Here is a 24,715-nt window from a genome sequence, read left to right as displayed (position 1 = left end):
GGAGCGTTTCGCGTTGATGGGTCATCCTTCGCATTCGGTTGATTACGGTTCTTTGAATGATGCATTGCATCTACCACTCACCTGCGAATCTGACTTGCCTTCTCACCCCTTAGATACCCTCACCCCTTCCCTACAGCCACTAGATCGCCAGCAAGTTTTAAATTGGTTAAGCGAGAATGTGCCAGAAAAGCGACTCAATCATATTCTTCGGGTTGAAGAAACCGCCATTAAGTTAGCCCAGCAGCATGACTTAGATTGGGAACGAGCGGCTCAGGCTGGATTGCTGCATGACTTAGCTAAGTATTTTAAGCCTAAGCGCTTGTTAGAACTCGCAAAAGCAGAGGGAATCGACCTGAATCCGATGGATGAAATCAATCCTCATTTGCTTCATGCCGATGTGGGGGCGATCGTGGCTAGGGATGAATTTGGGGTAGTGGATGCTGAGGTGTTAGCAGCGATTCGCAACCATACGCTGGGTCGCGCTGGCATGAGCCTAGTAAGCTGTGTTGTATTTTTGGCGGATAGCATTGAGCCGGGTCGGGGTGATACGACTGAGTTAAATGAACTCCGCAAGCTCAGCCGCAAAAATTTATATCGTGCGGTTCTGCAAACCTGTGAAGACTCGATGCGATCGCTGTTTGCAAAACAGGCATTGGTTCATCCCCGCGTCTTACAAACCCGCAATTGGGCGTTACAAATGGCACAACAATCTGCCAAAGGCGATAAGCCTAAACTGAGTAGCGCTTAGTCAATTCACTTTTTCTGATGTGATGTAGTTTAACGATGAAAGTTTGACTTTTTAGCTCAATGTCTCTCACTTAATATCTCTCACCCTACTGCTCAAAATTGATTAAGGAACCACTGAATGCAAAATCCTTCTCCCACCTCCCCCAACTCCGTCGCAGATTCTAATACAGCGATCGCACCCCTTGAAGACTCTAGCTTGCAACTCGCGCTGAGTGCCGTTCATGCCGCCGACAATCGCAAAGGCGCAGACATTACCCTGCTGAGAACAACCGCAGTTTCTCTTCTAGCAGACTATTTTGTGATTGTCACAGGCTTTTCTAAGGTACAAGTGCGGGCGATCGCCTATTCCATCTCCGATGCAGTGGAAGAAGATTTGCAGCGTGTGCCTAAACACATGGAAGGGCAGGGAGACGCAAATTGGGTCTTGCTGGATTATGGCGATGTGATCGTGCATGTGATGATGCCGCAAGAACGCGAGTTTTACGATTTAGAAGCTTTTTGGGGACATGCAGAGAAAGTAGAATTCGCAGAACTGCTGACTGATTAACCTGAGGTATGAAAGAAAAAACAAACTACAGCGAGGATTAAAAGCACGATTTAGAAAGTGTTGCAAGCTTTAAATCAACAAAGCGAGAAAAGGACGACTATGATGAGCGAATCGAGCGATCGCTTGGATTTAATTGAATCATTATTGCTGCAAACCGCGCAGAGCCAGCGAACAACTCAGCAGCAGATTGATCAGCAGCAGATGCAAAGTGAGCAGCAGCAGATGCAGATTAACCAACTGACTCAGGCGGTGAGCGCTAACACAGCAGCGATCGCAGATTTGTATGCAAGCGTTGAAGATCTGGTGCAAATGGGAGTTGAAACCTATCAGTTGGTCGCTTTGAACAGTAATGATATTCGCTCTATACAAACTGATATTAGAGGAATGCAGGTAGAGAGTCGCCGGATCTTAAGGGAATTACGAGATCGCCGACGCGATACCTAATCTGCTAGTCAAAAAAGTTGACTATGCAGAACTGCTGGCATAATCAACGTGATCCATTATCTTCGTTGAACAGTTGATGATTTTTGCGCCGAATGATTCCTCCAGCCTAATTTCGCCGGACGGTGAGTTGCCTTTCAACCCCGATGTTGCCCCCCTAAAGCTAGGTGTGATGGCATCGGGTAGCGGCAGTAATTTTGAGGCGATCGCCCAAGCAATTGCCGATCGTCAACTGAATGCCAAAATTCACGTTCTAATCTACAACAATCCTGATGCAAAGGCAGCAGTACGGGCAACCCGTTGGCATATTCCCGCTGCACTGCTGAATCATCGTGATTTTGCGAGTCGAGAAGCGCTCGATCGGGCGATCGTCCAAACCCTGCGCGACCATGACGTAGAGTGGGTGATTATGGCAGGCTGGATGCGAATTGTGACGGATGTTTTGATTGATGCCTTTCCCGATCGCGTAATTAATATTCACCCCAGTTTGCTACCGAGTTTCAAAGGTGCCCACGCAATTGAACAAGCGTTTACAGTGGGAGTGAAAATTACAGGCTGCACGGTTCATCTGGTGCGTTTGGAAGTAGACAGCGGACAGATTTTGATGCAAGCTGCGGTTCCCATTTTGCCCGATGATACCGTGGAAACCTTGCAAGCCCGGATTCAAGTGCAAGAACATCGCATTTTTCCCAAAGCGATCGCGATCGCCGCTCAGTTGTAGGAGGCTGTTAGTGGCTTACCGCGCTCCGCGATCGCGCTCCAGGTCATAAATCACTTTCTCAGCGTACCAGTTGGGAGTTTCTCCTGGATACCTAAGGCTGGCTTGCGTGAATAGTCGCTCGGCAATCGCTTGATCCTCGTGGAGCAACCGCAATAGTTGGCGTTGCAGGGAACGACTCGCCCGATTGAAACTGACACCTTGTGAAGCTTGAAGCGATGGATTGGCAGCGGAACAACGGGCAGAGGGCGAACGTTTGCGATCCGCGATCGCAGTCACTCCCAGACAAAGTGCCACACTGCCACCCACGGCGATCGCGATTGCACCGGGATTCATGTCAGACGGTTCTGACTTAGTCGCAGGGGAATCCAGTTGCATGGCTTGTGATGCAAACGAGGAAGGCGCAGTCAGAACCGAAGCTGCAAGAACACTGCCAGTAATCGCGCTGATTAAAAGAGACGCTTTTGCTGCCGAATTAGAAAACACATCAAAACGAAACATGGTTGACTGCCAAACTCACTGACTAGAGGTTCAACATTTTTATTGTGATCGGCTGCCGTGACAATTCTGTGACAAAGGGATTGCTTCAGGAATTAGATGCCCAACACACCTCGAATCAGTGGTAGGAGCTTGCTGCAAGCATCGGCAAGTTTGGCAGTATCGGGAAGCGTTGCGATCGTCCCTTTCAAAATCTTTACAGCCGTGTTGGATAACTTCTTCAACGCTCCATCCTCTGGCTTCTCCCCCGCTTTCGCCAGCGTTTCCACCTGCTCTAGCGCTTCTGCCTTGTCTTCAGGCTTGAGGGTCGGTTCCGCCTCAATCGCCCCTTGCAACTCCTTCAACCATTCCGCCAACTGAGCCGATTCTGGATTAGTGGACTGTTGCAGTTGAGCGATCGTGTTGGTCACAGAACCACTGATGTCGCGTAGGTTAACGACGGAATTAGTCGCTTCAACGTTGAAATTGCCGCCTACTTTGAAACTTTGGCTGCTGTCGTTACTGTTGTTCATGGTTTTTGCCTCCGCGATCGCCTGTACATTAATCGGTCGATTTGCCATTAGCCGAGTGATTTCCAACATATCAGCACTCTGCTGACGGTAGATTACAATCTGGTCGTCTTTAGCTTGTAGTTCTGCGTGATATTTAGCTTCCAGCGCTTTCACCGCCGTTTCGTAAGTTTGATTAAACTCACGGTGCAACGTTGCCTTATCCGCATCGGGCGGCGCATTCACTCGCACCACAACCACGCCATCTCCCTTATTCTCAATGCTCTGGATAGACAGTTCGGTGCCTTCATTCTCCAAAACGAGTTGATTAAAGGAATAGGCAAACGCCTTCCAATCAATTCCTTTGCGAAAAATCAGATCTACCGTGCTGAGGACTTCCTGAAACAGTTTGGTGAATTCTCCCGGTGCAAAATCGCCACTGCTAGGACGGCGCTCCTGCTGGTTTCGCAGCAGATAAACGTACTGACAATCGACGCGATCGAGTTTGGTGTTGTGGTCAGTGTTCCAACCCTCTAAACAAGCTCCAGTAAAAAATGCATCACTAAAGTCAGTGCCTAAGACAAGAGCTTCGGTTAAGTCTGCCCCTCGTAGATCAGCATAGTGTAAAGTAGCTCCGCTCAAGTCTGCTCCTTTCAGGTCGGCTTCTTTAAGATCGACCCCATCGCGAGGACTGGTTCCATTAAGATTTACATTTCGGAGATTGGCATTGATGTAGGATTTCTGGCAACCATCGCGAGTAACGAGCAAATTCCTTACAGCAGGATTAGACAAGATGGAACTGCCAAGCCTAGCGCGATCAAGTTCCACTACACCAGAAAACTCAGTATGAGCGAACTGCGCTTCCCATAAATTGACTCCTCTGAGAGTTGCCCCAGCAAAACATGCGTCTGTTAAGTCAGCACCTCGAAATGTCGTTCCACCCATCGCAGCAAAACCAACTGCAAATTTTCGTAATAGCGAAAAATCTTCGCCACCATTCAGAATTCGCCATGCAATAAAGCCCGCCAATAAACCTACTACTAAAGCACCTGCTCCGGCTCCGCGTCCAACGTCGCTTCCAGATCCGATCGCAAAAGCAACTCCCGCACGAGCGACAGCAAAAACTTCAGCGAGAACCACAGCCCATATCAAGCACTGAGCTAAAGCGATTACTTTGCGCTTAGACCACTCTAAACCCACAGCTAATCCTAATATCAGCGTCAGCGCTAATGTGATCAAAACGACTAGCCCACCAGCCCACGTTATGGTTACTGCCCAAGCAACAGGTTGCTTGCCAGCTAAAGCCCAAGATCCGGCACCCGTCAAAATGCCAATTAAGGTGATCATTAATGTCCAGATCCAGGCTTTGATCTGAGGGACTATTGCCGACCCTTTTTGAATGAATATGAGCATCAAAACCATAAATATTGCCAAAACAGCAACACCGCAAAAAAGGGTATTTTGCTCAATCGTTCTAGTGGAGTTAGACCAAAACGCTGCGAAAGTACTCACGACCGCTGAAGTGGAGCCTGCTATTGTTGCTGATGCTAAAGCAATGCTTGCCAAACCCAAAATCCAGCGTTTTTGCAGTCCTGCGATCGCTCTAGCAAAATTTGCACCTTTCAAAGTGGCATTACTAAAGTTTGCCCCCCGGATGTCGGCTTCGCTGAAGTCTGCACCAGAGAGAGCCTGTCTTTTGAAAGATTGCCCCCGCAAGTTGGTGCGGCGAAAGTCTCGTTCTCCGGCGGCGTAGCGTTTTAAAACTTCGCTGGCTTTCATAAGGGCAAGGGCAGGCATCTAGGTTGGCAGAGAAACTCGATCAAAGGGTTGTTACCAGTCTGCCCGTATATTGCTCGAAAAACTTGCAAACTTGAAGATGGTGATCATCTCTGGCACTGGAATAAGCAACAAGGATTCCGCTATCGATCAGAGTGACAGCCGGGTACCTCATTGGGGAAATTGTTGGGGATGACGTTTGATCAGAAGATCTGCGATCGCTTGTTTACGCTGTTTCCGTTCTGACAAGTTCGGTGATGCATCTTGTAGAAAAGGTTCGGGATGTCTACCTAAACGTTCAACAACTGTCTTGGGTGTTTGCAAACGTCCCCAATGCTGATGGAGCAAGGACTTGATCAATGCCTCAGGAGTAGTTGCTTCCCGACTCGCCATTCCAACTAGGTAAGCCTCTGTTTCCAAATTGAGTTTGACATTTAGCATGGCGGAAGTTCTGCTCAACTTACCTAAGATTGTAGCCCTGTCCTTAATCTGCTTATTCTATCAGGCGAGGAAATTGAGCTTGGAATCCGATCTAATGGAGAAGTGAAGAAAGTTATCGAGCGCCTAGCTTCCCAATTTTGATCTGTTCTAGATTCCTATTTCAGCAAAATTGCATAATATTAAGAAGGAAATTAAGAAAGAACTTTTTAATTGAATTTTCTTTCAAGCTTTGAGTATTTTCTTCATAATGACCGCAACTAACCCCCGACCATCCATCCAATATTCTGACAAAACAGTGCTAAGGGCAGACCGGGCGATGCGATGCGCTCCATTTCGGCTGAGGCTGTTTGCAACGATGATTCAGCACAGTGTCGCACTGGGCGCGATCGCGCATACTACAGGCGTTCAGAATAAATATACCGTCACCTCTTTATCAGAATTACGAGTAGAATCTGAGTTACTCTGGCTGATTCAAGTAGGACTGCTGCGGCGCGAGGTGGATGGGCAGGGATTGACCGATAGTTTCAGGGTGACTCCATTGGGGCGATCATTGGTCGATAAATGGCAGCAGCACACCGGAGCGCAGCGGTATTCACCCACAGTCGGCGATCGCTTATATAATGCAGTGTTGCGCTGGTTTCGGCTGCCTATCTAACGTGATTCAAACAACTTCCTTAAGAACAAAACTGGCAAACTATGCAGAATATTTACGGTCTGCCAGTCTGCCTAATCCCTTATTAAACTGCGTGGAGGTTCATGAATGAAAGCCATGATGGTAGTGGGAACGACCTCCCATGCAGGCAAATCCTTAATCACCACTGCAATTTGCCGAATTTTAAGCCGTCGAGGGTGGCGGGTTGCTCCTTTCAAAGGACAAAACATGGCGCTCAATGCCTATGTGACGAATACGGGTGGTGAAATTGGTCATGCTCAAGCGGTGCAGGCATGGGCAGCCGGAATTTTGCCAACCGTGGAAATGAATCCGATTTTGCTGAAACCCCAAGGGGATATGACCTCTCAGGTGATCATCAAAGGCAAGGCAGCAGGTCGGGTTGGGGCTAGCGAATATTATGAACAATTTTTTGAACCGGGTTGGCAGGCGATCGAAGATTCTTTCACTCGGCTAGCCGAAGATTACGACATGCTGGTGTGTGAGGGGGCAGGGAGCCCAGCGGAAATCAACCTGAAGCATCGCGATTTAACCAATATGCGTGTGGCAAAGCGGTTAAATGCACCGACTATGCTGGTCGTAGACATCGATCGTGGGGGCGCTTTTGCCCATGTGGTCGGCACGTTAGAACTCTTAGATGCCGACGAACGTGCCTTGATTCGCGGCGTGGTGATTAATAAATTTCGGGGACAGCGTTCTCTTTTGCAGTCTGGTATCGATTGGCTGCAAGAACGGACAGGCATTCCAGTTGTGGGGGTGATTCCTTGGCTCGATCAAGCCTTTCCCGCAGAAGATTCGCTCAGTTTAATGGATACGCGATCGCCCAACCCGACAAGCGAAATCAATATCGCCGTGCTGCGCTTGCCCCGCATTTCCAACTTCACTGACTTCGATCCTCTTGAAGCGGAACCCAGCGTTTCCATTAAATATATCTCTCCCAAATCGTCCTTAGGTCATCCTGATGCTCTGATTATTCCGGGTTCCAAAACCACTATTCCCGACTTGATTGTGCTGCACAAAACAGGGATGGCAGAGGAGATCCAGAGCTATGTAGCTGCTGGAGGAACCGTTCTGGGCATCTGTGGCGGCTATCAAATGCTGGGTAAAATTTTGGCAGATCCAGAAGGCATCGAAGGGCAGGAAGGGCGCTATAAGGGAATTGGATTATTGCCGTTAAAAACAGTGATCGCCGGACAAAAAATTGCCCGCCAACGCACGGTGACCTCCCGCTATCCTCAGGAGGGGTTACCGATCACGGGCTACGAAATTCACCAAGGGCGATCGCGCCTGATGGAAGAAGCGACTGGAGTGGATGCTCTATTTGATGATGCGAACTTGGGCATGGTGGATGAAAGCCGTTCTGTTTGGGGCACCTATCTGCATGGCATTTTTGATAATGGACCGTGGCGACGAGCTTGGTTAAACCGCCTGCGGCAGCAACGCGGCTTAAAATCGTTGCCCACTGGGGTTGCCAACTATCGCGAACAGCGAGAGGCAATGTTGGATAGCCTTGCCGATGCCGTGGAACCCCACCTTAACCTCACCCCGTTTTTACCCAACAAGTAGCGCAAGTGGGGCGATCGCTAATCCTTAAATTCCTCCAGTTGCTCTAGCCGCAGCCAAATGTTGGGCGTGGGCGTAATGCCAAATTTCACCAAAGCATAGTCGCCACTGAGATCAACCACTTCGCCTTTGCTCGTAAACAGGTAGGACGGCAAGCGCGGATCACTGGCTTGGGCTTCTAGGCTGTTTTCTAGCTTGTCTTTGATAGCACGAACAAAGTCACCGCGTTTGATAGGCATAGGGTCACAACCACAATCAAGATCTTTCGATATTCTAAGGTGTGGAGAGCGTAAGGAAGCAAAAGTTAGTAGTTAGAACGATAGATGTTTCTAACCGCTTGCATCAACTGCCGCCATCGCAGCCGCTGCCATCGCCAAAATTACAGCTAATACCACCATCTATATTTGCGCCGCTGTCGGTATACCCGATCGCGGACGAGCAATCGGTATGAAACGAATTAGGTTGGTAGCCACGACGATGCAGGAAGTTCTGAATTTTGGGAACTGCAAAATTGGCAACTATGCCAAGTAGCATCAATAGGGCAGAGAGGAGGGCGAAACTGCTGGATTGCGGGTCAGTTTTTCTAGATAAGATTGCTATCACTAACAAAATGATCGCGATCGCGCCGACCAGCATTCCCATATTCAACTTAATCCCCCAATTTGGTGGCTTCAGCATCGTGATTCTCCAGCCAGCTTGATAGAGTTGACAGGCTGGCTATATTTTGGCATAAACGACCTCTTATGAAGTTTATCGGCGTTGATTTGGGCTGGAGTTCAGGCGCGAGTGGGTTGTGTTGTTTAGAGTGGCGATCGGGCAAGCTGGTCTTGCTGGATTTGCAGCGAGTGTTAGCGATCGCCGATATTCTCGCCTGGATTGATGGCTGGCTTCCACTGGATCAGCCGGGAATGGTGGCGGTGGATGCGCCGACCCTGATTTCCAACGAAACCGGGATGCGTCTCTGCGATCGCTTAGCTCACAAACATTTTGGCAAGTACCATGCAGGCTGCTATCCGGCAAACTTGGGTTCTACCTTTGCTCAGCGCACGTTGGCGTTTGGCTTAAGCCTAGAAGAACGAGGATTTCACCATGCCCCCACGATTCAACCCCAAAAACTAGGACGTTTCCAAATTGAAGCCTTTCCTCACCCTGCGATCGTTCATCTGTTCGACTTACCGCGCATCTTGAAGTACAAAAAAGGAACTCTGGCAGAGCGTCGCCCCGAACTTGCCCGCTTGCGCCACTACATCCATGAGTCTTTACCACTGCACGATCCACCCTTAGACGTAAGCCTCAGCGTGATCGCGATCCCAACCATTCCGTTCAAAGGGGTCGAACTGAAAGCCGTAGAAGACCAGCTAGACAGCCTCATTTGTGCCTATATCGCCGCTCACTGGTGGCACTGGGGCACTGAGCGAAATTTGGTACTGGGCGATTCCCATAGGGACTCTCCTACCCTGCGGGAAGCAAGAGCTACGGAGACGCTTCGCGAACGTTTCACGAATCGCGCCGAAGGCTACATCGTCGTGCCTATGCCAAAAATGGCGAGGGGCGAGTGATGGCTCAAAAAAGATTCCCACGGAAGACAATACAGATAGCGATAAACGCTATGAAGTATTGCCCACTATGGGAAATAAATTGAAAGTTGAGTTAAAACAGGCGCAATTCTACGCCCTAGAGGCTTTGCCAACGCCTAGGACATCGCCTGAATAATGTAATCGAAGTAGGGTGAAGCCTCTGCCGCATCCTCATCGCTCAGGAGTTCCACAGAGGCGAATTTTAAGCAACGAATTGCTTCCGCCATACCGGGAACCGGAACGCCCAACGCGTTATACATCTCACGTGCACCAACAATACCAATCGATTCGATCGGATCTTTGTCGCCTGCAAGAATGCCGTAAGTGACTAATCGCAGATACCAGCCATAGTCTCGGAGGCAAAGCGCCCGCTGCTTATCGCCATAGGCGTTACCACCCGGAGCAATAAAGTCAGGGCGCTTTTTCCAAAGCTGCTTGCTGGCTTCTTGAACAATCTTTTTCTCATTTATAGACAGCGTTTCGACGATGCGAGTGCGCTGTTCGCCAGTTTGAAAGTATTCTTTCACGGCTTGGAGTTCGCCAAAAGTTGGGTAGCGAAGCTCATCATCGGCTTTAAGAATGACTTGGCTAACTACGCTCATAATTATCGTGGTGTCTTAGGGTATTGGTTTATAGTTTAACGAGTCTTGGGGTCGCAAATAAAGACAATTATTGTTTCGCAGCAAGGTTCGCCACACTCTCAAGAGAGTACCGCGCTAAATATATGAGAAATCAAAAAGTTTTGTAAAGATGCGCCGCTGCTAAATTTCCTCCCAGACGGAAAGGCGGCGGAGTTCATAACAAATTGCCAGATGGGAAATGCGAACTTCGAGGGCGCAGAAAAAGACACCCGTAACCAAAATGCCAGCCCCTATCAGGAAGAGCGCCAGCACTGCGATCGCGAACCAGTTGGAATTCAAAATGACAGAGAGGGCGATCGCAAACATGCACAACATCAGCGTTAAAAGTGCCCCATAAATGCTGAGGGCGGCTTTTTGCAGCAGCCCATGACGACGAACAAAAACCGGAACTTGTTGATCTAGCAGGCTTAAGCGCTCTCTCCAATAGGCATCCGTGTTGCTTTTTTGGCTGCTTTTAAGAAGCAATTCCAGCCGCTCTTGATCAATCTTTCTCATGCGATCGCCCACGGAGGTATACCGGGTGAGAATGCCATTTTGCACCAGCGTACAGACCGACATCAGCACCGCTGGCGCAATAATCAGTTGAATAGTACGAGCCACGGATTCGGCATTCATTTCAACCAGCATGATAGTTAGAAAATAGGGTGGTTAGAGAGTGCAGAGTGCAGGGGGCGAAAGTACGAGGTGCGCTTATTAGGCTCCAGGCTTAAAATAATCTAGCAGGCGATCGCCCGAATCAGCCCGGACTAAGCCCACCGCAATATCGGGCAGTTGAGTAACGCTGAGAAAAACAAGATAGCGCGGTTCCCAGCGGGGTTGAAATTTTTCTTTAAATTGGTGCAGTCCTTTGAAGTTATAAAACTGATTGAGGTGTTCAAAAAAGTAGTTTAAGCCTTTTTCCACTCGTCGAGCATCAGGGCTAGCTCCCACCCCTGCCAAGGGTGATAGGCTGAGGTTAAAGCCTTCATAGCCAGTCTCTTGAAAGTGCTGCATCATGGAGACAAATAGAAATTCCATGGTGCCTTTTTCAACCTCAGTCCGGTGGCGCATCAGGTCGATGGTGACTTCTTTGCGGTTATAGCCGGAAAGCAAGCTGGAAAAAGCAATCGCGAGATTTTGATCGTTGTATACGACAGCAATATGGCAGCCTTGCAAATACTCTGAATGAAACCACCCGATGGAAAATCGCTTCTCCGAGCCATTTTTGCTACTCAACCATTCGTCGCTCACCGATTTAAGCTCGGCGATCAAGTCATCGCTAATGGGTGGCTCAAACACCTCAACGCGATGTCCTGTTTTGGTTAAACGGTTAATGGCAGTCCGCAGATTTTGGTTTGCCTTGCCTTTTAAGTTAAAAGTAGTTAGGTCAATAATGGCATCTTCACCAATTTGGACATGGCTAAAACCTAGAGACTCATACAAGGGCAACTGATCGGGAACGGCTTCATAAAAGGTGGGAAACCAGTCGTTGCGATCGCAATATAGTTGGAAGCCCCGAATGGCTTCTAGCCGATCAGCTTCCGGTCCAATTGGGTCACCCAAGGCGATCGCCGCTCGTCCCTTGACCACATACGCTACGACACTTTTACCCGACAGGCTGAAATAATAGGATTTATCATTCAGTAAGGAAAGCCGCGCTAAAGAAGACTGCCCGTATAAATTGATAATTTCTCGTGCTTGTTGACGTTCTGCCGGAGTTGCCGCTGCGCCCCGCAGCAGCACCGGACGCAGCAGCATCAAAAATGCAAAGCTGAGCGTGACCCCGCCCACAATATAAATGGAATCTGCAAAGAAATTAGCAAATCGCCCGACTGGTTCCAGTCCAGCATTATCTTCCGCAAAAAACATCGCCAGAGTTTGCAAAATAGATTGGATCAACCCAAAATTCGTCGGTTGACCCTCCACCTTAAATCGCCCATCGAGAATGTAAAATCCTGCGGTGCCGTAGGCTAGCGTAAACAGCACCGCCACAATCAGAACCCGGATTCCTTGGGCAATGGAAGGACGATCGGACTGCGCCGTAAACACCGGACGCATAATAATCAACTGGATCAACAGCACCCCTGCCAGCAGACTTTCTTCGTAGTCAAATCCCTTGATCAAATGACCGAGTATGGAGGTGACTAGCAGCCCCACCGTGAGCAGCCACGCCACCCGTTTTCGCCGGAGCAAGTTTGCAGCTAATACGACGAGCAAAAAGCCCGCGATCGCCGTAAAAAGCCGTCCACTTGCCCGCACGTCGAAGGGAAGAAATAGCTCTAGCCAATCCCGTCGCTCTGTCAAACTCGGCGTAACGGCTGATAGCAAGTTGATGATGCCCACGAAACCAGTCAGCAAAGCGGCTGTCCACAAGCCAATTTGGGTTTTGCGGTCTAGCGTGCCAGGAATTTGTTTGGGTGGGATTAGATTTGGCATATTTTGGGGGTTCATGGCTGATTGACTGATGTATCTCGTTTCAAGACTCCGACTTGGAATGTATTTTTGTGGTTCCGCCGATTGGAGCGATTTGGCAGAGCCACTTTTAAGGTGTTCTCACATAGAATATTTGTCGGGATCACTTCACAAATAGTGGGGCGGCAGGCGCTTTTGGAGATGGTTTTGCTGGAGCCGTCTTTACTGCACCCTCAAACTGCTTTCCCACAAAGCTGAGGGAATCTGTTAGGTGTGTCCGCCAATAGTTCCAGCCGACATTTTTGCCATAAATGCCATGTCCACCGGGATATATCCGAAAGTCATTGGCAATACCCAATCGATTTAGCGTTTGATGAAACGATCTCGTTGCGTCAAGATATTTGGCATCTGCGTTTCCCGCATCCAAATATGCTCGAATCTGTTTGCGCTGAGCCGCAGGGATTTGTTGAATAAACTGCTGAGGGCTATTAGCAGAACCGCTTCTATCGATAAAGTAACCCGTGTGGCTAAACAAAACATGGAACTGGTTTAAGTTACGAAGTCCGATATTAAAGGCACCCCAACCCCCAGAGGAACTGCCCCCGATCGCCCAAAATTGTGGAGAAGTCAGCGTCCGATAGCGAGATTTGACCACCGTTGGTAGTTCCTTCCCAATTAATGTTCCCACGTTGCCGTTTTCCCCATCAAAATAATCAGGGTCCCAAAACGGGCTGCTGCCCCGGTTGTCGCTGCCATCGGGCGTAATCACAATTGATGGCGGCAATCGCTTTTTCTGGTATAAATCATGCAGCACAGAAGTTAACGCCGCTTTATCTTGAAAATCTCGCTCACTGCCATGTCCGCCATGCAGCAGAAAAATAACTGGGTAGCGTTTGGAGGGATTTTGCTCATAACCGGGTGGCAACACTACGCCATAGCTGCGATCGCTGCCCATTGCCTTACTGGAAAAGGTTTTAGCTGTAAACGTTAACCCGGTGTTTTTCTCAGGCGGCGCTAAATCGAGTTGAGGCACCCCGGCAATGAAGACATACCAATAGCCACCGGCTGCCAAAGTGGCAAGAATGGCAGCGCTAATCACCAACATTTTTTTAATACTTCCCTTCATGGTGAAAATCCACGGTGCCTGTTAGGATGGTCGTTCGCAGAATAGTATAAATTTGTTGGTTTCCCATTGAGATCAAGTGGCTTTAGGGTGACAAATCGTTAATAAGCGATGCCACTAGACCTCCAATTCCCTCTGCCCTCCTTCCGCGATCGCGCATTTACACAGAACACTTCGCCATGACATACTCTCCCGATCTGGTTGATTCCGCCCCGTTAGAAGACCCACGCTGGCAGCAAGGCGAACTGGTGGAAGTCGTCATTTCCGATCTAAGCGACAGCGGTGATGGCGTGGGGCGGGTGAATCAGCGGGTGGTGTTTGTGCCCGATACGGTGACGGGCGATCGCGCGATCGTGCGGTTAGTACGCGTCAAGCCCCAATATGCCAACGGCAAACTGCATGAATTGCTAGAACCCTCACCCCATCGCATCCGTCCGGGCTGCATCGTGGCGGATAAATGCGGCGGCTGTTTGTGGCAGCACGTTGACTATGCCTATCAAATTGAGGCAAAGCAAAATCAGATATTGCAGGCATTAGAGCGGATTGGCGGATTCAAACAACCGCGAATTGACCCAATGATCCAGGTGGCAGGTGCCTTGGGCTATCGCAATAAGGCAACCTATCCCATGCGGCGATCGCCCACAGGTCAGGTGCAAGCCGGCTACTACCAAAAAGGGAGCCATTTGCTGATTAACCTCAACCAGTGCCCCATACAAGATCAGCGGCTCAATCCCTTGCTTGCCGAAGTGAAGCAAGATATTCAAAAACGCGGCTGGAGCATTTATGACGAAACTAAACATCAAGGCAAGCTGCGCCATTTGAGTTTCCGTATTGGTCGCCATACGGGGGAAATGTTGCTGACCATTGTGGTCAAAGAGGGTCACCTGGAAGGGATGAAAGAACAGGCGGCAGAGTGGATGGAGCGTTACCCCGAATTAGTAGGGGTGGGGCTGAACATTAACCCCAATCGCAGCAACGCGATTTTTGGCAAGGAATCCTACCCGATCGCTGGACAGCACCATATCCACGAAATCTTTGCGGGCATGACCTTTCAAATTTTGCCGGATACCTTTTTTCAGGTCAACACTGAGAACGCAGAGGCGCTGATGCAGTCAATTCTGACCGAACTCAACCTGCAAGGCACTGAGGTGGTATTGGATGCTTACTGCGGCGTGGGCACGCTCACCCTACCGTTGGCGAAACAAGCCAAACAGGCGATCGGTCTGGAAGTGCAGCCCGAAGCCATTGAACAAGCGGCGATGAATGCTGCCTTGAATGAACTGCATAATGTCACGTTTCAGGTAGGCACCGTTGAGAAGCTGTTGCCTACTTTGAAAGTGCAGCCGGATGTGGTGATTCTTGATCCGCCCCGCAAAGGCTGCGATCGCTCGGTGATTAAAGCCCTATTGCAAATTCAGCCCGATCGCATCGTCTACGTGAGTTGCAACCCCGCTACCCTTGCCCGTGACCTAAAATTGCTGTGCGAAGATGGAGCCTATAGCCTCACCCGTGTTCAGCCTGCTGACTTCTTTCCTCAAACTGCCCATGTGGAATGTGCAGCTTTTCTAACTAGAACGGATTCCTAGTGCAGGTTGCCAGTTTACAGGCTCAACCAAACCGTACTTCAGATGTCAGTCGCCTGACTCCGACCCTGATATAATCGCCGCAAGTATGGTGATTTTGGGAGAGCGACATGGCAGAATGGCAAGTGATTTCGGGTGGAGTAACGGCACCAAAAGGGTATCGAGCAGCAGGGATTACCGCAGGATTAAAACCGTCTGGGTTGCCAGATTTGGCGCTGATTGTGTCGGATGTGGAAGCGATCGCAGCGGGAGTTTTTACCCTTAGCGTCGTTCGAGCCGCTTGCATAGACTACTGCCGGGATAAACTGCGCGCCAGACCCAACGCCCGTGCCATTCTTTGCAACGCAGGACAGGCAAACGCTGCCACTGGGGCGCAGGGCATCGTGGATGCCATCGAGTCTGCTCAATCCCTCAGCCAACAGTTAGGAGTTTCATCCGATGCCATTTTGCTGGCATCCACTGGCGTGATTGGGCAGCGAATTAAGCTGGATATTTTGAAATCTGCCTTGCCCAAACTAGTGGAGTCCCTCTCTGATACTGGATCAGATACCGCTGCTAAGGCAATTTGCACGACCGACTTGGTGCCAAAAACGATCGCCTTAGAAACCACCTTTGGCGACAGACCCGTACGGATTGGCGGCATTTGCAAAGGTTCCGGCATGATCCACCCCAATATGGCGACGATGCTAGGTTTTATCACCTGCGATGCGGCAGTTTCCCCCCAGCTTTGGCAGCAAATGTTAAGCCGCGCTGTAGATAAAAGCTTTAACCAAATCACCGTGGATGGCGACACCAGCACCAATGACACGGTATTGGCGCTGGCAAATGGCGAATCTCGTACTCCCGCAATTACCGAGCCGGGGGCTGAGGCCGACAAGCTGGAAGCAATGCTAACGGAAGTGTGCATTTATTTGGCAAAGGCGATCGCCCGCGATGGCGAAGGCGCAACCTGCCTGATCGAAGTGCAAGTCTCTGGTGCAATCGATGATGCCTCTGCCAGGAAGATCGCTCGTACGATCGCCGGATCATCTCTCACCAAAGCGGCAATTTTCGGGCGTGATCCCAACTGGGGCAGAATTGCTGGAGCCGCCGGGCGAGCCGATGTCCCCTTTGATCAGGACGACTTGCAGATTAAACTGGGCGATTTCTTGATGATGGATCAAGGTCAACCCCAACCCTTCGATCGCATCGCTGCCAATGCCTATCTCAAACAAGCCGCTGCCGGAACCTATTTGCAGGATGATACGGTTTTGATTGCCCTCAGCGTGGGAGACGGATCGGGAGTTGGCACCGCTTGGGGCTGCGACCTCAGCTATGATTACGTCAAAATTAATGCAGAATACACCACTTGATTGGATGGGTGAAGAGATGAAAACGTGAAGGGGGAAACGGTGCGCTCCGAACTTTGTTAGCCCATTCCCATCGGGATTGAGGAAAACTCATAGCGCCCTTTACCCGCTTGCTTTGCTCGGTACATGGCATTGTCTGCTTCCTTTAGCAAGGTTTCTAGGTTAGATGCCTGATGAGGGTAAAGGCTAATCCCAACACTGCTGGTGATGGAGATGAGATGTCCTTTCAATTCAAATGGTTTAGCCAGTGTACTGAGTAATTTAGTGGCGACTCTAGCAGCATCCTGGGCGCTGGGAATCCCCGGTAGGATCACGGTAAACTCATCGCCGCCCAGCCGCGCCACGGTGTCACTGCCGCGTAAACAGCCCGTCAGACGACGCGCCACGGCTTCGAGCAACCAATCACCAATGTCGTGTCCTTTGGTGTCGTTGATTTGTTTAAAGCCATCCAAATCGAGAAAAAGTAAGGCAACCAGTTGATCTTTTTCCTGTGCCCCTGCGATCGCCTGTTCCAACCGTTCGTGAAATAGCTTGCGGTTAGGTAAGCCGGTGAGGGAATCGTGGTTGGCAGCATGGTTGAGTTGGGTGGCGGATCGCTGAAGTTCTGCATTAGATTGCACCAGTTCAGCAGTAGTGCGCTTCAGGTCGTCCTCCATGCGTTTGCGCTCGGTAATATCTCGAATGATGCCGACTAAAAAGCGGTTTCCAGCGGCATCTTTATGCAGCGATCGCTTCGTTTCAATCTGATGAGTGAAGCCATTGCGATCGGTGAAAGCTTCTTCATTGTGACAGTCCCGTTCCGTGCGAAACACCGTATCGTCTTGCTGCCGAAAAACATCCGCTTCAGCTTTTGGAAAAACATCGTAGTCTGATTGCTCAATCAATTCTGCGAGGGGATAGCCCAAAAATCTGGAAAATGCTTCATTCAGCACAACCCATTGATAATTTCGATCTTTTACAAAAATAGGGTCGGGAATCGTGTTGATGATGGTGTTGAGAAATTCTTTGGAGCGCCGCAGTTCTTCTTGCACACGAGCGATGTGGGCAATGATGACGAACGCTGAGGCGGTCATGGTGACCAGCGGCGGCACGACGGGAATCCACCAGCCAATCAGCAGGGAACCATAGGCAATCAGCACTAAACCCGTTCCCGCGATCGCAATGCCTACCACAGACAGGCGTGGAGATCGAAGTTGCCAGCTAATGACTGCCCCAACCCCAGCCCAGGCAAGAATCCACAGCCATTCCACCGGGTCTGTCCAGCTATTGATCAACGCCCGTTCGTCTTTCGCTGCGCTCACAATTTGGCTGATCAAGTTTGCGTGAAATTCTACGCCTGAAATGGCACGCGGTGCCCCAATCAACTGACTGCTGTAAGACGTGAACACAAAATCATTGACGCTAACGGCGGTATATCCCACTAATACAACGCGATCGCGAAATATCCCTGGCGACACCTTTCCAGCGAATACATCGGTAATCGATACTTGCCGAAAACTGTTAGCAGCGCCACGGGGATTAAGCAAAATCTGATAGCCCCCATCATCCGCTAAGGTATAGGCACCATCATGAGACGTATATCGCCGAAAGATAGCATTGCCCAGTTGCAAATTACCCGACTGGTCAGCCGCAGATTCCGGCTTGATGCCCTGAGTTTGTAAATACTTCAGTGATAGCATCAGTGCGAAACTCTGACGCGCCGGACGTTTATCTTTTGATCTCCAATACAATAGCCCTCGTCGCACTTTGTCATCTTGGTCATGCACCAAATTGTTAAAGCCAACTTGATTTAGCTGTTTAAGGAGAGCAGGGGCTGAAACTTCTGGATGGTCTTGATCGGCAATATAAGTAATTCCAATTAAATTGGGGGTTTGTTGATAGGCTTGCAGCAGAGCTTGGTGACCGGGTTCAACAGGCAAATCGCGATAAATATCTAAGCCGATCGCACGAGCATTTGCGGTTCGCAAGATTTTCAGGAGTTTAGCCAACGCAGTGTCGGGAATCGGATATTTGCCAATTTGACGTAAATCTGAATCGTCTATGGTAACCATTACGATGCGATCGTCCTGCGGCTCGGCGGGGCGCAGGCGAATCATTTGGTCGTAGGTTGCGAGTTCCCAGCCTTGCAACAACCCTGTTAAGCGGACTGCAAGCACACAGCCAGTCACGCCCAAGGCGGTCAGTGTAACTCTATGTTGTCTTTGGGTGACTTTGTAAAGACGCTGCAAAAGATTTCGATGCTTGTCAAACGCCATGGTATGTCCCAGTCTACAAAGAAGCCTATAGTTTCAGCCTACAAAAAACCTGGAGATGCCATATTGATGAGACTACACATGTCACAGTTATTAGGATGCCCTATCTGGGGATAACCGTAACCTATCAGCATGAATGATTTACGAACTCATCATGATGCACACAGCGCGATCGCTGTTGCGGTGGGTGTTGCCCCTAGCAATTACTGCCTGGGCGCTAGTTCAAGTGCTTTCTTGATATCGGTGTTTGATTTAATTTAGTTTTTTGAGGGATAAGAGGAATTTGAATTGTAAACTCGGTGCCCTGCCCAAGGTGAGATACACAATCCAAACTACCACCATGTTTTTCTACAATAATCTGATAGCTGATGGATAGCCCCAATCCAGTGCCTTTTCCCACAGGCTTAGTGGTGAAAAAGGGATCAAATAACTGCGATCGCACGGACTCTGACATCCCAACCCCATTATCAGTAATCCGAATCGTTACATGGGTATTGCCAATCAATTCAGTCTCAATCGAAATACAAGGGCTAGACATTAAATTTTGAGAGCTAGACTCTGTTTTAGATACCAAATTTCTAACTCCGATTTCTTCTCCTAATGCATCGATCGCATTGCTTAAAACATTCATAAACACTTGATTGAGCTGTCCTGCATAACACTCTACTAGGGGTAATATTCCATAATTTTTAATCACATTAATTGATGGATAACCGCCAGTTCCTTTGAGGCGATGTTGCAAAATTAGTAATGTACTATCGATTCCTTCGTGAATATTGACCGACTTCATTTCGGATTGATCATGGCGTGAAAAATTTCGCAAAGATAGTACAATCTGACGAATTCGATCCGCCCCAATTTTCATAGAAGACAAAATCTTAGGTAAGTCTTCTTGGAGAAAATCAAATTCAATTTCCTCAATGCGATCGCAAATCTCTTCAATAGGGTTTGGATAATAGATTTGATAGAGTTGTATCAATCCAATCAAGTCACGATTGTAAGTATTAATGTGATCTAAGTTGCCAAAAATAAAATTGACAGGATTATTAATTTCATGAGCAACCCCCGCTACAAGCTGACCCAAGCTGGACATTTTTTCTGTTTGGATCAGTTGGCTTTGAGTCTGCTGGAGTTCTTGTAGAGTTTCTTCCAACTGCTGCGATCGCTGCCTTAGATCTGCCTCAGATTGTTGTAGTGCTTCTTGCGCTAACTTCTGTTCTGTCACATCTAGCACGAGTGATAACGTCGATTCAATCTGCCCTGCTGGATTAAATTGGGCTGAGTTATACCACGTACAATGGACAATGTTTTCTGTCTTTGTATAGTTACGATTCTGGCAAAAATTGCGAGGTGTGCTGCCATCAGCTAACCGGGCGATCATTTCACCCACGATCGCAGCGTCTTCCTCATAAATAAACTTTAGTTCATGGGGCGACAATCCAATTATTTCTGTGGCATTCCAGCCAAATAGCTCCTCTGCCCGTTTCGACCATCCCTGAATACAAAAATCTTGATCCCACTCCACCACTGCTAACGGGGAGTTTTCAACATGAAACTTTAAACGTTGGTGAATCTTTTCTAGTTCTTTTTCTGCTTCCTGCCGTTCCAAAATTTCGGTTTCTAGACGGTGGTTTGCTGCTGCCATTTGCCTCGGACTGGGCAGCTTTAGAATAGTAGGAACTAGCGAAACCAAAACGAGTGCCGTGCCAATCGAAATTGCAGCCGTGAACGATTTGATCACGCTGGAAAGCCAATAAGTGGGGTGCCATATCGTCCAAATACTCAGCAGATGCCCGGTGCCACAGGCAACAATAAATCCACCAAATAAGCAAATTACCCAGTCAAAGGGAATGTCGCCCCGTTTGCGAACAATATAGAGCAACACAATTGGAATCGAATAGTATGCCAGCGCAATCAGCCCATCCGACATCACATTCAGCCAAACGAGTTCAGGTTTCCAGAGGTAACAGTGACCATGGGGCACAAAAGACTCTGATAAAAGATGATGGAATACCGTGGGCATCACGTCCTTTCCTTGTTAAGCAATGTCAAATCGTAGTGTGCCCGTTAAAACTAGAGAAGTTCCCATACTCTGTTTCCATTTCCGAAATGGCGATGCCAAATTCTGTAGGGACAGGCTAGGCTATCGTTAACTTTTCAACCTTTTGATATGGTGAAAGACCTGGCAATTTCCACCCGTGGATTGACTAAGCAGTTCGATCGCTACCGGGCGATTCACGAACTTGATTTAAACGTTGAAGTGGGCGAGGTGTATGGGTTAATTGGACCCAACGGAGCAGGCAAAACCACCTTGATTCGTCTACTTGCCGCCGCTGAAGATCCCACAACGGGCGAAATTTTTATCAATGGCGATCGCCTGTTGCGGGATCAAAGTAACGCTCAACTCAAGCGACATATTGGGTATCTGCCCGATGACTACCCGCTTTATGATGACCTGACCGTTTGGGATTATCTCGACTATTTTGCTCGGCTCTATCAGTTGCGAGAGCCACGTCGCACTCAACGCTTACGAGACGTGTTGGATTTGGTGCAGCTAAGCCATAAACGTAGCAGCCAAATTTCTACCCTATCTCGCGGCATGAAGCAGCGGCTGAGTTTGGCACGCACTATCATTCACGAACCGCTGTTGCTATTGCTGGATGAGCCGGTTTCTGGACTTGACCCGATCGCCCGGATGCAGTTTCGCGAGATCGTCAAAACTTTGCAAGAAGCAGGCATGACGATTTTGATTTCCTCCCATGTCCTCAGCGATTTGGCAGAACTCTGTACCTCCGTTGGCATTATGGAACTGGGCTATTTAGTGGAAAGCACGTCTTTGCAAAATCTCTACAGCCGCCTCAGCCGTCAACAAATCATCTTGGCGACTTTGGGTGATCCAGATGCGCTTAGGTCAGAACTTTGTCAGTATTCTGATGTAGGAAATATTGAGATGCTGGAAGGTCAACGGCTGCGAGTAGAGTTTTCGGGTGATGCGGAGGCTGGGGTCACTTTATTGCGATCGCTAGTTGCTGCCGGAATTCCGCTATCCGAGTTTCATCCCACTCAAGAAGATCTCGAAACCATTTTCCTTAAGCTAGGACATCAACAAGCTTCATAAAAGTAAGCTTCATAAAAGTAGTAGTGCGTTTCGGCAACGCTTAACACATCCCCCGCGATCGCTAGTTTTTATTCACCGTTCGACATTCGCAACTCGTCCTTCTCTTTTGGAGCCTTCGCTATGCTTCCTAACCTGCTGTTATCTTTCTCAGATTGGAATCCGCAGTTTTTTCGAGAAGTCAAAGGTCGCCTCAAAAATCGCAACCTGACCCTGACAGTTTTGTCTTCCTTTCTGGTTCAATTTTCCCTGCTATTCTGCTATTGGGCAGCCCTCCCCACTCCAAAACTGACGACCTCCAGCCTCTACTGCACGGGCAAAGAAACCTACCGTTTGAACGATTGTGTGCTAGACGCTCAAGGGAATGTTTTAATCAACTGGCAAGTTTGGTGGGCAGATGTGTTTCAAGCTCTCACCTGGATTTTGCCGTTTATTTTGCTCATCGCAGGCGTATATTTGCTGATCAGCGATTTGGCACAAGAGGAACAGCGCGGCACCTTGAACTTTATTCGGCTCAGTCCTCAATCTAGCCAAACAATTTTATTAGGGAAACTGCTGGGTGTGCCGCTACTCGCTTATCTAGGAGTGTTGCTGGCAGTGCCGCTGCATTTGTGGGCAGCGGTTCACAGCGGGATTGATACTGCACAACTGATTAGCCTTTATCTAGTGGTTCCTGCTATCAGTTGCGTTTTCTACACAGGGGCGATCTTCTATGCCTTTTTGGGTGCTGCTCACGGCTTGCTAGGTGCGGCGATCGTCTGTGGAGTCTACACAATTTTCTACCAAATTTGGCAAGGATCACGATATTCCCCAGGACAAGATTTTGCTAATTTCCCATTCTGGTATCACTTGCCGATCGCAAGCAACTTGGGGCTATTAGTGGCTTTCACTTTAGGGATTTGTGCAGTCACAACATTCTGGTTCTGGCAAACCATCAACCGTCGATTTGGCAATCCGAACCTAACGTTGATTAGCAAACGCCAAAGTTACGCCATGACCGTTTGTGTCGAGGTGTTTATCTTGGGCTTTGTCTTCTATGCCGTGGGCGAGAAGGAGTACTACCGTCCGCTCTACGATTTGTTTGCGTTGATTATATTCAATTCATTCTGGTTTTTAGTCTTGATTGCGGCATTGACCCCTCACCGCCAAACCTTGCTCGATTGGGCACGCTATCGACAAACACGCAACTCTGGCAGAAAGGTGAAGCTGACAAAAGCAGCGCTACGAGACTGGATTTTTGGCGAGAACAGCCCCGCGATCGCCGCGATCGCCCTCAACCTACTGCTCACGACCGCCCTTTTCACGGCATGGATTTTGACCTGGAATCAGCCCACTCAACAACTGCAAGGGTTCGCATCGCTGCTGCTAAACGCCACCTTTATGATGATTTGCGCGGCGATCGCTCAACTAATTTTGTTTAGCCCATCTAAGAAGCGATCGGGCTTTGCCCTTGCCATCCTTGGGGGACTTATTGCCCTGCCACCCGTTATTATGCTAGCTATGGGAGTCCGCCCTGACTACGGTAGCCTTCCCTGGATGCTGTCTGGCTTTGCTTTTGCCAGTATTGAATCTGCTTCTAAAATGACGATTTTGTTGGGTCTATTTGGGCAACTGCTGGCTCTAACTGGTCTGACTGCTCAACTAACGCTCCAACTGCGTCGCGCTGGAGAATCAGAATTGACATCCTTATCGTCCTAAAGGAGCGGTGATTCTAAGAATCGCTTCTTGGGGTTTCTACTTCATTGCAATCGCCTCTACTCTCAAAGAGGTCTGGTTGGATGGTTGCTTCACTGATTCACCCTGCAAGCCTGCGGTTTTGACAAACAATCCAAAAGATTATTAACTTGTGTCTTGCAGGGATGGTTCCCATCGCCCCTCAAGCTTTTCCAGGTCTACCAACTTTTCTGCGCCGCTGTCTGCGAGTGCAAACGAACTTTGGTGCTAGGCTTTTATGTCGGCGTTGTCGCGGGTGGGTAAACAACCATGCCACGAGAGTTTAGAGGGTTTCGCGGCATGGTTCGCGCAGCGTCTCGGAACGAGATACCGTTTAGCCTCCGAGTCCTCTCGCTTTCTGCCATAAAACGATAGGATTTCTCGGAGGCTCCCGATGATGTGCGATCTATATGCCTTGGAACGGAATCTAGCAGAGGGGGAATCGCCCTGGTGCCATCCTGATAGCATAGGGCGCAAAGAACCGGATCAGTGCATCGTCAAAGATGTAGTGGCAGAAGTGACGGTGGGTTGTTTCCCAGATTCATACACAGCGCTAAGCAGAAATCCTTCCAAGCAGATCATTACTTTATGAGAAAAATCACATTATTTATCGTTAGCGTGTTTGCACTGTTGATTTTGTTTTGTAACCCTGTCTACGCAGATGCCAGTTGCCCAACGGTGACCAAAGCTGAGATTGCGGCACTGTTCGAGCAATGGGATCAGTCCTTACAAACAGGCAACCCCAGCGAAGTTGCTAAAAACTATGCGGATGAGGCGATTCTAGTTCCCACCGTTTCTAATAAAGTGCGGCATACCCATCCTGAAATTGAGGATTACTTTCAGCGGTTTCTCAGCCTCAAACCCGATGGTCGGATTGAGGAGCAAAATATTCAGCTTTACTGTGACGTGGCAGTCAACTCTGGCATTTACACCTTTGCCGTGGTCAAAAATGGTCAGACCTCAAATGTAAGGGCAAGATTTACCTTCGTCTACCATAAGGTGGGCGATCGCTGGTTGATTGTTGATCATCATTCTTCAGGAATGCCCGAAAAAACGACATAGTTCAGCAGGTGATGTTGACA

Annotated in this window: 24 protein-coding genes; 13 read left to right on the top strand and 11 right to left on the bottom strand. The window is 49.0% G+C overall.

Annotated elements, in window-relative coordinates; genetic code table 11:
* The first annotated feature begins 16 nt into the window (after positions 1 to 16).
* The 4 genes from yqeK to purN all read left to right on the top strand — a co-directional run bounded on the left by yqeK (position 17) and on the right by purN (position 2,456).
* Positions 17 to 748, top strand: a complete 732-nt coding sequence (yqeK, locus tag AC1S5B_RS15125) for a bis(5'-nucleosyl)-tetraphosphatase (symmetrical) YqeK (RefSeq protein WP_482036499.1) — start codon at positions 17 to 19, stop codon at positions 746 to 748.
* 117 nt (positions 749 to 865) lie between these two features.
* A complete protein-coding gene (gene rsfS / locus AC1S5B_RS15120; RefSeq protein WP_482036498.1) occupies positions 866 to 1,294 on the top strand; it encodes a ribosome silencing factor in 429 nt (142 codons plus the stop codon).
* A 99-nt stretch (positions 1,295 to 1,393) separates the two neighbouring features.
* Positions 1,394 to 1,738, top strand: a complete 345-nt coding sequence (locus tag AC1S5B_RS15115) for a hypothetical protein (protein WP_482036497.1) — start codon at positions 1,394 to 1,396, stop codon at positions 1,736 to 1,738.
* Between the two features lie 76 nt (positions 1,739 to 1,814).
* The gene (gene purN / locus AC1S5B_RS15110) at positions 1,815 to 2,456 is read left to right on the top strand and encodes a phosphoribosylglycinamide formyltransferase (protein ID WP_482036496.1); all 642 of its coding nucleotides are present in this window, start codon (positions 1,815 to 1,817) and stop codon (positions 2,454 to 2,456) included.
* A gap of 15 nt (positions 2,457 to 2,471) precedes the next feature.
* On the opposite strand, the gene AC1S5B_RS15105 is transcribed toward purN, so the two are convergent.
* The 3 genes from AC1S5B_RS15105 to AC1S5B_RS15095 all read right to left on the bottom strand — a co-directional run bounded on the left by AC1S5B_RS15105 (position 2,472) and on the right by AC1S5B_RS15095 (position 5,656).
* Entirely contained in the window at positions 2,472 to 2,954 is a 483-nt protein-coding gene (locus AC1S5B_RS15105; RefSeq protein WP_482036495.1) for a hypothetical protein, read from the bottom strand.
* 92 nt (positions 2,955 to 3,046) lie between these two features.
* Positions 3,047 to 5,236: a pentapeptide repeat-containing protein gene (locus AC1S5B_RS15100; RefSeq protein ID WP_482036494.1), complete on the bottom strand. Its 2,190-nt coding sequence runs from the start codon at positions 5,234 to 5,236 to the stop codon at positions 3,047 to 3,049.
* A 150-nt stretch (positions 5,237 to 5,386) separates the two neighbouring features.
* Complete coding sequence (locus AC1S5B_RS15095; protein WP_482036493.1) at positions 5,387 to 5,656, bottom strand: hypothetical protein; 270 nt, start codon at positions 5,654 to 5,656, stop codon at positions 5,387 to 5,389.
* Between the two features lie 247 nt (positions 5,657 to 5,903).
* Between AC1S5B_RS15095 and AC1S5B_RS15090 the strand changes: the two genes are divergently transcribed.
* Both AC1S5B_RS15090 and cobQ read left to right on the top strand, forming a co-directional pair.
* The gene (locus AC1S5B_RS15090) at positions 5,904 to 6,311 is read left to right on the top strand and encodes an Npun_F0494 family protein (RefSeq protein WP_482036492.1); all 408 of its coding nucleotides are present in this window, start codon (positions 5,904 to 5,906) and stop codon (positions 6,309 to 6,311) included.
* Between the two features lie 105 nt (positions 6,312 to 6,416).
* Positions 6,417 to 7,892: a cobyric acid synthase CobQ gene (gene cobQ / locus AC1S5B_RS15085; protein WP_482036491.1), complete on the top strand. Its 1,476-nt coding sequence runs from the start codon at positions 6,417 to 6,419 to the stop codon at positions 7,890 to 7,892.
* Positions 7,893 to 7,909: 17 nt separating this feature from the next.
* On the opposite strand, the gene ndhO is transcribed toward cobQ, so the two are convergent.
* Together ndhO and AC1S5B_RS15075 are read right to left on the bottom strand one after the other, a co-directional pair.
* Positions 7,910 to 8,128, bottom strand: a complete 219-nt coding sequence (gene ndhO / locus AC1S5B_RS15080; protein WP_458650914.1) for an NAD(P)H-quinone oxidoreductase subunit O — start codon at positions 8,126 to 8,128, stop codon at positions 7,910 to 7,912.
* 103 nt (positions 8,129 to 8,231) lie between these two features.
* Positions 8,232 to 8,567: a hypothetical protein gene (locus tag AC1S5B_RS15075; RefSeq protein ID WP_482036490.1), complete on the bottom strand. Its 336-nt coding sequence runs from the start codon at positions 8,565 to 8,567 to the stop codon at positions 8,232 to 8,234.
* Positions 8,568 to 8,632: 65 nt separating this feature from the next.
* Between AC1S5B_RS15075 and AC1S5B_RS15070 the strand changes: the two genes are divergently transcribed.
* Positions 8,633 to 9,448, top strand: a complete 816-nt coding sequence (locus AC1S5B_RS15070; RefSeq protein WP_482036489.1) for a DUF429 domain-containing protein — start codon at positions 8,633 to 8,635, stop codon at positions 9,446 to 9,448.
* A 134-nt stretch (positions 9,449 to 9,582) separates the two neighbouring features.
* Here AC1S5B_RS15070 and AC1S5B_RS15065 read toward each other — a convergent pair whose 3' ends face one another.
* The 4 genes from AC1S5B_RS15065 to AC1S5B_RS15050 all read right to left on the bottom strand — a co-directional run bounded on the left by AC1S5B_RS15065 (position 9,583) and on the right by AC1S5B_RS15050 (position 13,624).
* On the bottom strand, positions 9,583 to 10,068 hold the full coding sequence (locus AC1S5B_RS15065) for an allophycocyanin (protein WP_482036488.1): 486 nt from the start codon (positions 10,066 to 10,068) through the stop codon (positions 9,583 to 9,585).
* A gap of 159 nt (positions 10,069 to 10,227) precedes the next feature.
* Positions 10,228 to 10,734 carry a DUF2721 domain-containing protein gene (locus tag AC1S5B_RS15060; RefSeq protein ID WP_482036487.1) on the bottom strand — a complete coding sequence of 169 codons (507 nt, stop codon included), beginning with the start codon at positions 10,732 to 10,734 and terminating at the stop codon, positions 10,228 to 10,230.
* A 66-nt stretch (positions 10,735 to 10,800) separates the two neighbouring features.
* Complete coding sequence (locus AC1S5B_RS15055) at positions 10,801 to 12,522, bottom strand: phosphatidylglycerol lysyltransferase domain-containing protein (RefSeq protein ID WP_482036486.1); 1,722 nt, start codon at positions 12,520 to 12,522, stop codon at positions 10,801 to 10,803.
* Positions 12,523 to 12,661: 139 nt separating this feature from the next.
* The gene (locus AC1S5B_RS15050) at positions 12,662 to 13,624 is read right to left on the bottom strand and encodes an alpha/beta hydrolase (protein WP_482036485.1); all 963 of its coding nucleotides are present in this window, start codon (positions 13,622 to 13,624) and stop codon (positions 12,662 to 12,664) included.
* A gap of 176 nt (positions 13,625 to 13,800) precedes the next feature.
* On the opposite strand from AC1S5B_RS15050, the gene rlmD reads away from it, so the two are divergent.
* Both rlmD and argJ read left to right on the top strand, forming a co-directional pair.
* A complete protein-coding gene (gene rlmD / locus AC1S5B_RS15045) occupies positions 13,801 to 15,207 on the top strand; it encodes a 23S rRNA (uracil(1939)-C(5))-methyltransferase RlmD (RefSeq protein WP_482036484.1) in 1,407 nt (468 codons plus the stop codon).
* A gap of 107 nt (positions 15,208 to 15,314) precedes the next feature.
* Positions 15,315 to 16,556, top strand: coding sequence for a bifunctional ornithine acetyltransferase/N-acetylglutamate synthase (gene argJ / locus AC1S5B_RS15040; RefSeq protein WP_482036483.1), 1,242 nt, complete (start codon positions 15,315 to 15,317; stop codon positions 16,554 to 16,556).
* A gap of 56 nt (positions 16,557 to 16,612) precedes the next feature.
* On the opposite strand, the gene AC1S5B_RS15035 is transcribed toward argJ, so the two are convergent.
* Positions 16,613 to 18,808 (bottom strand): CHASE2 domain-containing protein, encoded by a 2,196-nt coding sequence (locus AC1S5B_RS15035; protein ID WP_482036482.1) that lies wholly within the window; start codon positions 18,806 to 18,808, stop codon positions 16,613 to 16,615.
* Between the two features lie 214 nt (positions 18,809 to 19,022).
* On the bottom strand, positions 19,023 to 20,828 hold the full coding sequence (locus AC1S5B_RS15030) for an ATP-binding protein (protein WP_482036481.1): 1,806 nt from the start codon (positions 20,826 to 20,828) through the stop codon (positions 19,023 to 19,025).
* Between the two features lie 147 nt (positions 20,829 to 20,975).
* Between AC1S5B_RS15030 and AC1S5B_RS15025 the strand changes: the two genes are divergently transcribed.
* The 4 genes from AC1S5B_RS15025 (at position 20,976) to AC1S5B_RS15010 (ending at position 24,695) form a co-directional block, all read left to right on the top strand.
* The gene (locus tag AC1S5B_RS15025; protein WP_482036480.1) at positions 20,976 to 21,923 is read left to right on the top strand and encodes an ABC transporter ATP-binding protein; all 948 of its coding nucleotides are present in this window, start codon (positions 20,976 to 20,978) and stop codon (positions 21,921 to 21,923) included.
* Positions 21,924 to 22,043: 120 nt separating this feature from the next.
* Complete coding sequence (locus AC1S5B_RS15020) at positions 22,044 to 23,618, top strand: hypothetical protein (RefSeq protein ID WP_482036479.1); 1,575 nt, start codon at positions 22,044 to 22,046, stop codon at positions 23,616 to 23,618.
* A 409-nt stretch (positions 23,619 to 24,027) separates the two neighbouring features.
* Positions 24,028 to 24,225: a hypothetical protein gene (locus AC1S5B_RS15015; RefSeq protein WP_482036478.1), complete on the top strand. Its 198-nt coding sequence runs from the start codon at positions 24,028 to 24,030 to the stop codon at positions 24,223 to 24,225.
* Positions 24,222 to 24,695, top strand: coding sequence for an SgcJ/EcaC family oxidoreductase (locus AC1S5B_RS15010; protein ID WP_482036477.1), 474 nt, complete (start codon positions 24,222 to 24,224; stop codon positions 24,693 to 24,695). The genes AC1S5B_RS15015 and AC1S5B_RS15010 overlap by 4 nt, the downstream gene beginning before the upstream one ends.
* Positions 24,696 to 24,715 lie beyond the last annotated feature (20 nt).

Source organism: Leptolyngbya sp. CALU 1928 (genome assembly GCF_056784215.1).
The sequence above is the reverse complement of the archived record's forward strand: the minus strand, read 5'-3'. Positions and strand labels throughout refer to the sequence as shown.

Excerpts from the sequence above, each read along its gene's own strand:
- AC1S5B_RS15090 (WP_482036492.1), top strand. The coding sequence starts at position 5,904 with ATGACCGCAACTAACCCCCGACCATCCATCCAATATTCTGACAAAACA.
- yqeK (WP_482036499.1), top strand. The coding sequence starts at position 17 with ATGGGTCATCCTTCGCATTCGGTTGATTACGGTTCTTTGAATGATGCA.
- purN (WP_482036496.1), top strand. The coding sequence starts at position 1,815 with ATGATTTTTGCGCCGAATGATTCCTCCAGCCTAATTTCGCCGGACGGT.
- AC1S5B_RS15070 (WP_482036489.1), top strand. The coding sequence starts at position 8,633 with ATGAAGTTTATCGGCGTTGATTTGGGCTGGAGTTCAGGCGCGAGTGGG.
- argJ (WP_482036483.1), top strand. The coding sequence starts at position 15,315 with ATGGCAGAATGGCAAGTGATTTCGGGTGGAGTAACGGCACCAAAAGGG.
- AC1S5B_RS15055 (WP_482036486.1), bottom strand. The coding sequence starts at position 12,522 with ATGCCAAATCTAATCCCACCCAAACAAATTCCTGGCACGCTAGACCGC.
- rsfS (WP_482036498.1), top strand. The coding sequence starts at position 866 with ATGCAAAATCCTTCTCCCACCTCCCCCAACTCCGTCGCAGATTCTAAT.
- AC1S5B_RS15060 (WP_482036487.1), bottom strand. The coding sequence starts at position 10,734 with ATGCTGGTTGAAATGAATGCCGAATCCGTGGCTCGTACTATTCAACTG.
- AC1S5B_RS15105 (WP_482036495.1), bottom strand. The coding sequence starts at position 2,954 with ATGTTTCGTTTTGATGTGTTTTCTAATTCGGCAGCAAAAGCGTCTCTT.
- AC1S5B_RS15065 (WP_482036488.1), bottom strand. The coding sequence starts at position 10,068 with ATGAGCGTAGTTAGCCAAGTCATTCTTAAAGCCGATGATGAGCTTCGC.
- AC1S5B_RS15100 (WP_482036494.1), bottom strand. The coding sequence starts at position 5,236 with ATGCCTGCCCTTGCCCTTATGAAAGCCAGCGAAGTTTTAAAACGCTAC.
- AC1S5B_RS15010 (WP_482036477.1), top strand. The coding sequence starts at position 24,222 with ATGAGAAAAATCACATTATTTATCGTTAGCGTGTTTGCACTGTTGATT.
- AC1S5B_RS15115 (WP_482036497.1), top strand. The coding sequence starts at position 1,394 with ATGATGAGCGAATCGAGCGATCGCTTGGATTTAATTGAATCATTATTG.
- AC1S5B_RS15020 (WP_482036479.1), top strand. The coding sequence starts at position 22,044 with ATGCTTCCTAACCTGCTGTTATCTTTCTCAGATTGGAATCCGCAGTTT.
- ndhO (WP_458650914.1), bottom strand. The coding sequence starts at position 8,128 with ATGCCTATCAAACGCGGTGACTTTGTTCGTGCTATCAAAGACAAGCTA.
- AC1S5B_RS15035 (WP_482036482.1), bottom strand. The coding sequence starts at position 18,808 with ATGGCGTTTGACAAGCATCGAAATCTTTTGCAGCGTCTTTACAAAGTC.
- rlmD (WP_482036484.1), top strand. The coding sequence starts at position 13,801 with ATGACATACTCTCCCGATCTGGTTGATTCCGCCCCGTTAGAAGACCCA.
- AC1S5B_RS15095 (WP_482036493.1), bottom strand. The coding sequence starts at position 5,656 with ATGCTAAATGTCAAACTCAATTTGGAAACAGAGGCTTACCTAGTTGGA.
- AC1S5B_RS15030 (WP_482036481.1), bottom strand. The coding sequence starts at position 20,828 with ATGCCCACGGTATTCCATCATCTTTTATCAGAGTCTTTTGTGCCCCAT.
- cobQ (WP_482036491.1), top strand. The coding sequence starts at position 6,417 with ATGAAAGCCATGATGGTAGTGGGAACGACCTCCCATGCAGGCAAATCC.
- AC1S5B_RS15025 (WP_482036480.1), top strand. The coding sequence starts at position 20,976 with ATGGTGAAAGACCTGGCAATTTCCACCCGTGGATTGACTAAGCAGTTC.
- AC1S5B_RS15015 (WP_482036478.1), top strand. The coding sequence starts at position 24,028 with ATGATGTGCGATCTATATGCCTTGGAACGGAATCTAGCAGAGGGGGAA.
- AC1S5B_RS15075 (WP_482036490.1), bottom strand. The coding sequence starts at position 8,567 with ATGCTGAAGCCACCAAATTGGGGGATTAAGTTGAATATGGGAATGCTG.
- AC1S5B_RS15050 (WP_482036485.1), bottom strand. The coding sequence starts at position 13,624 with ATGAAGGGAAGTATTAAAAAAATGTTGGTGATTAGCGCTGCCATTCTT.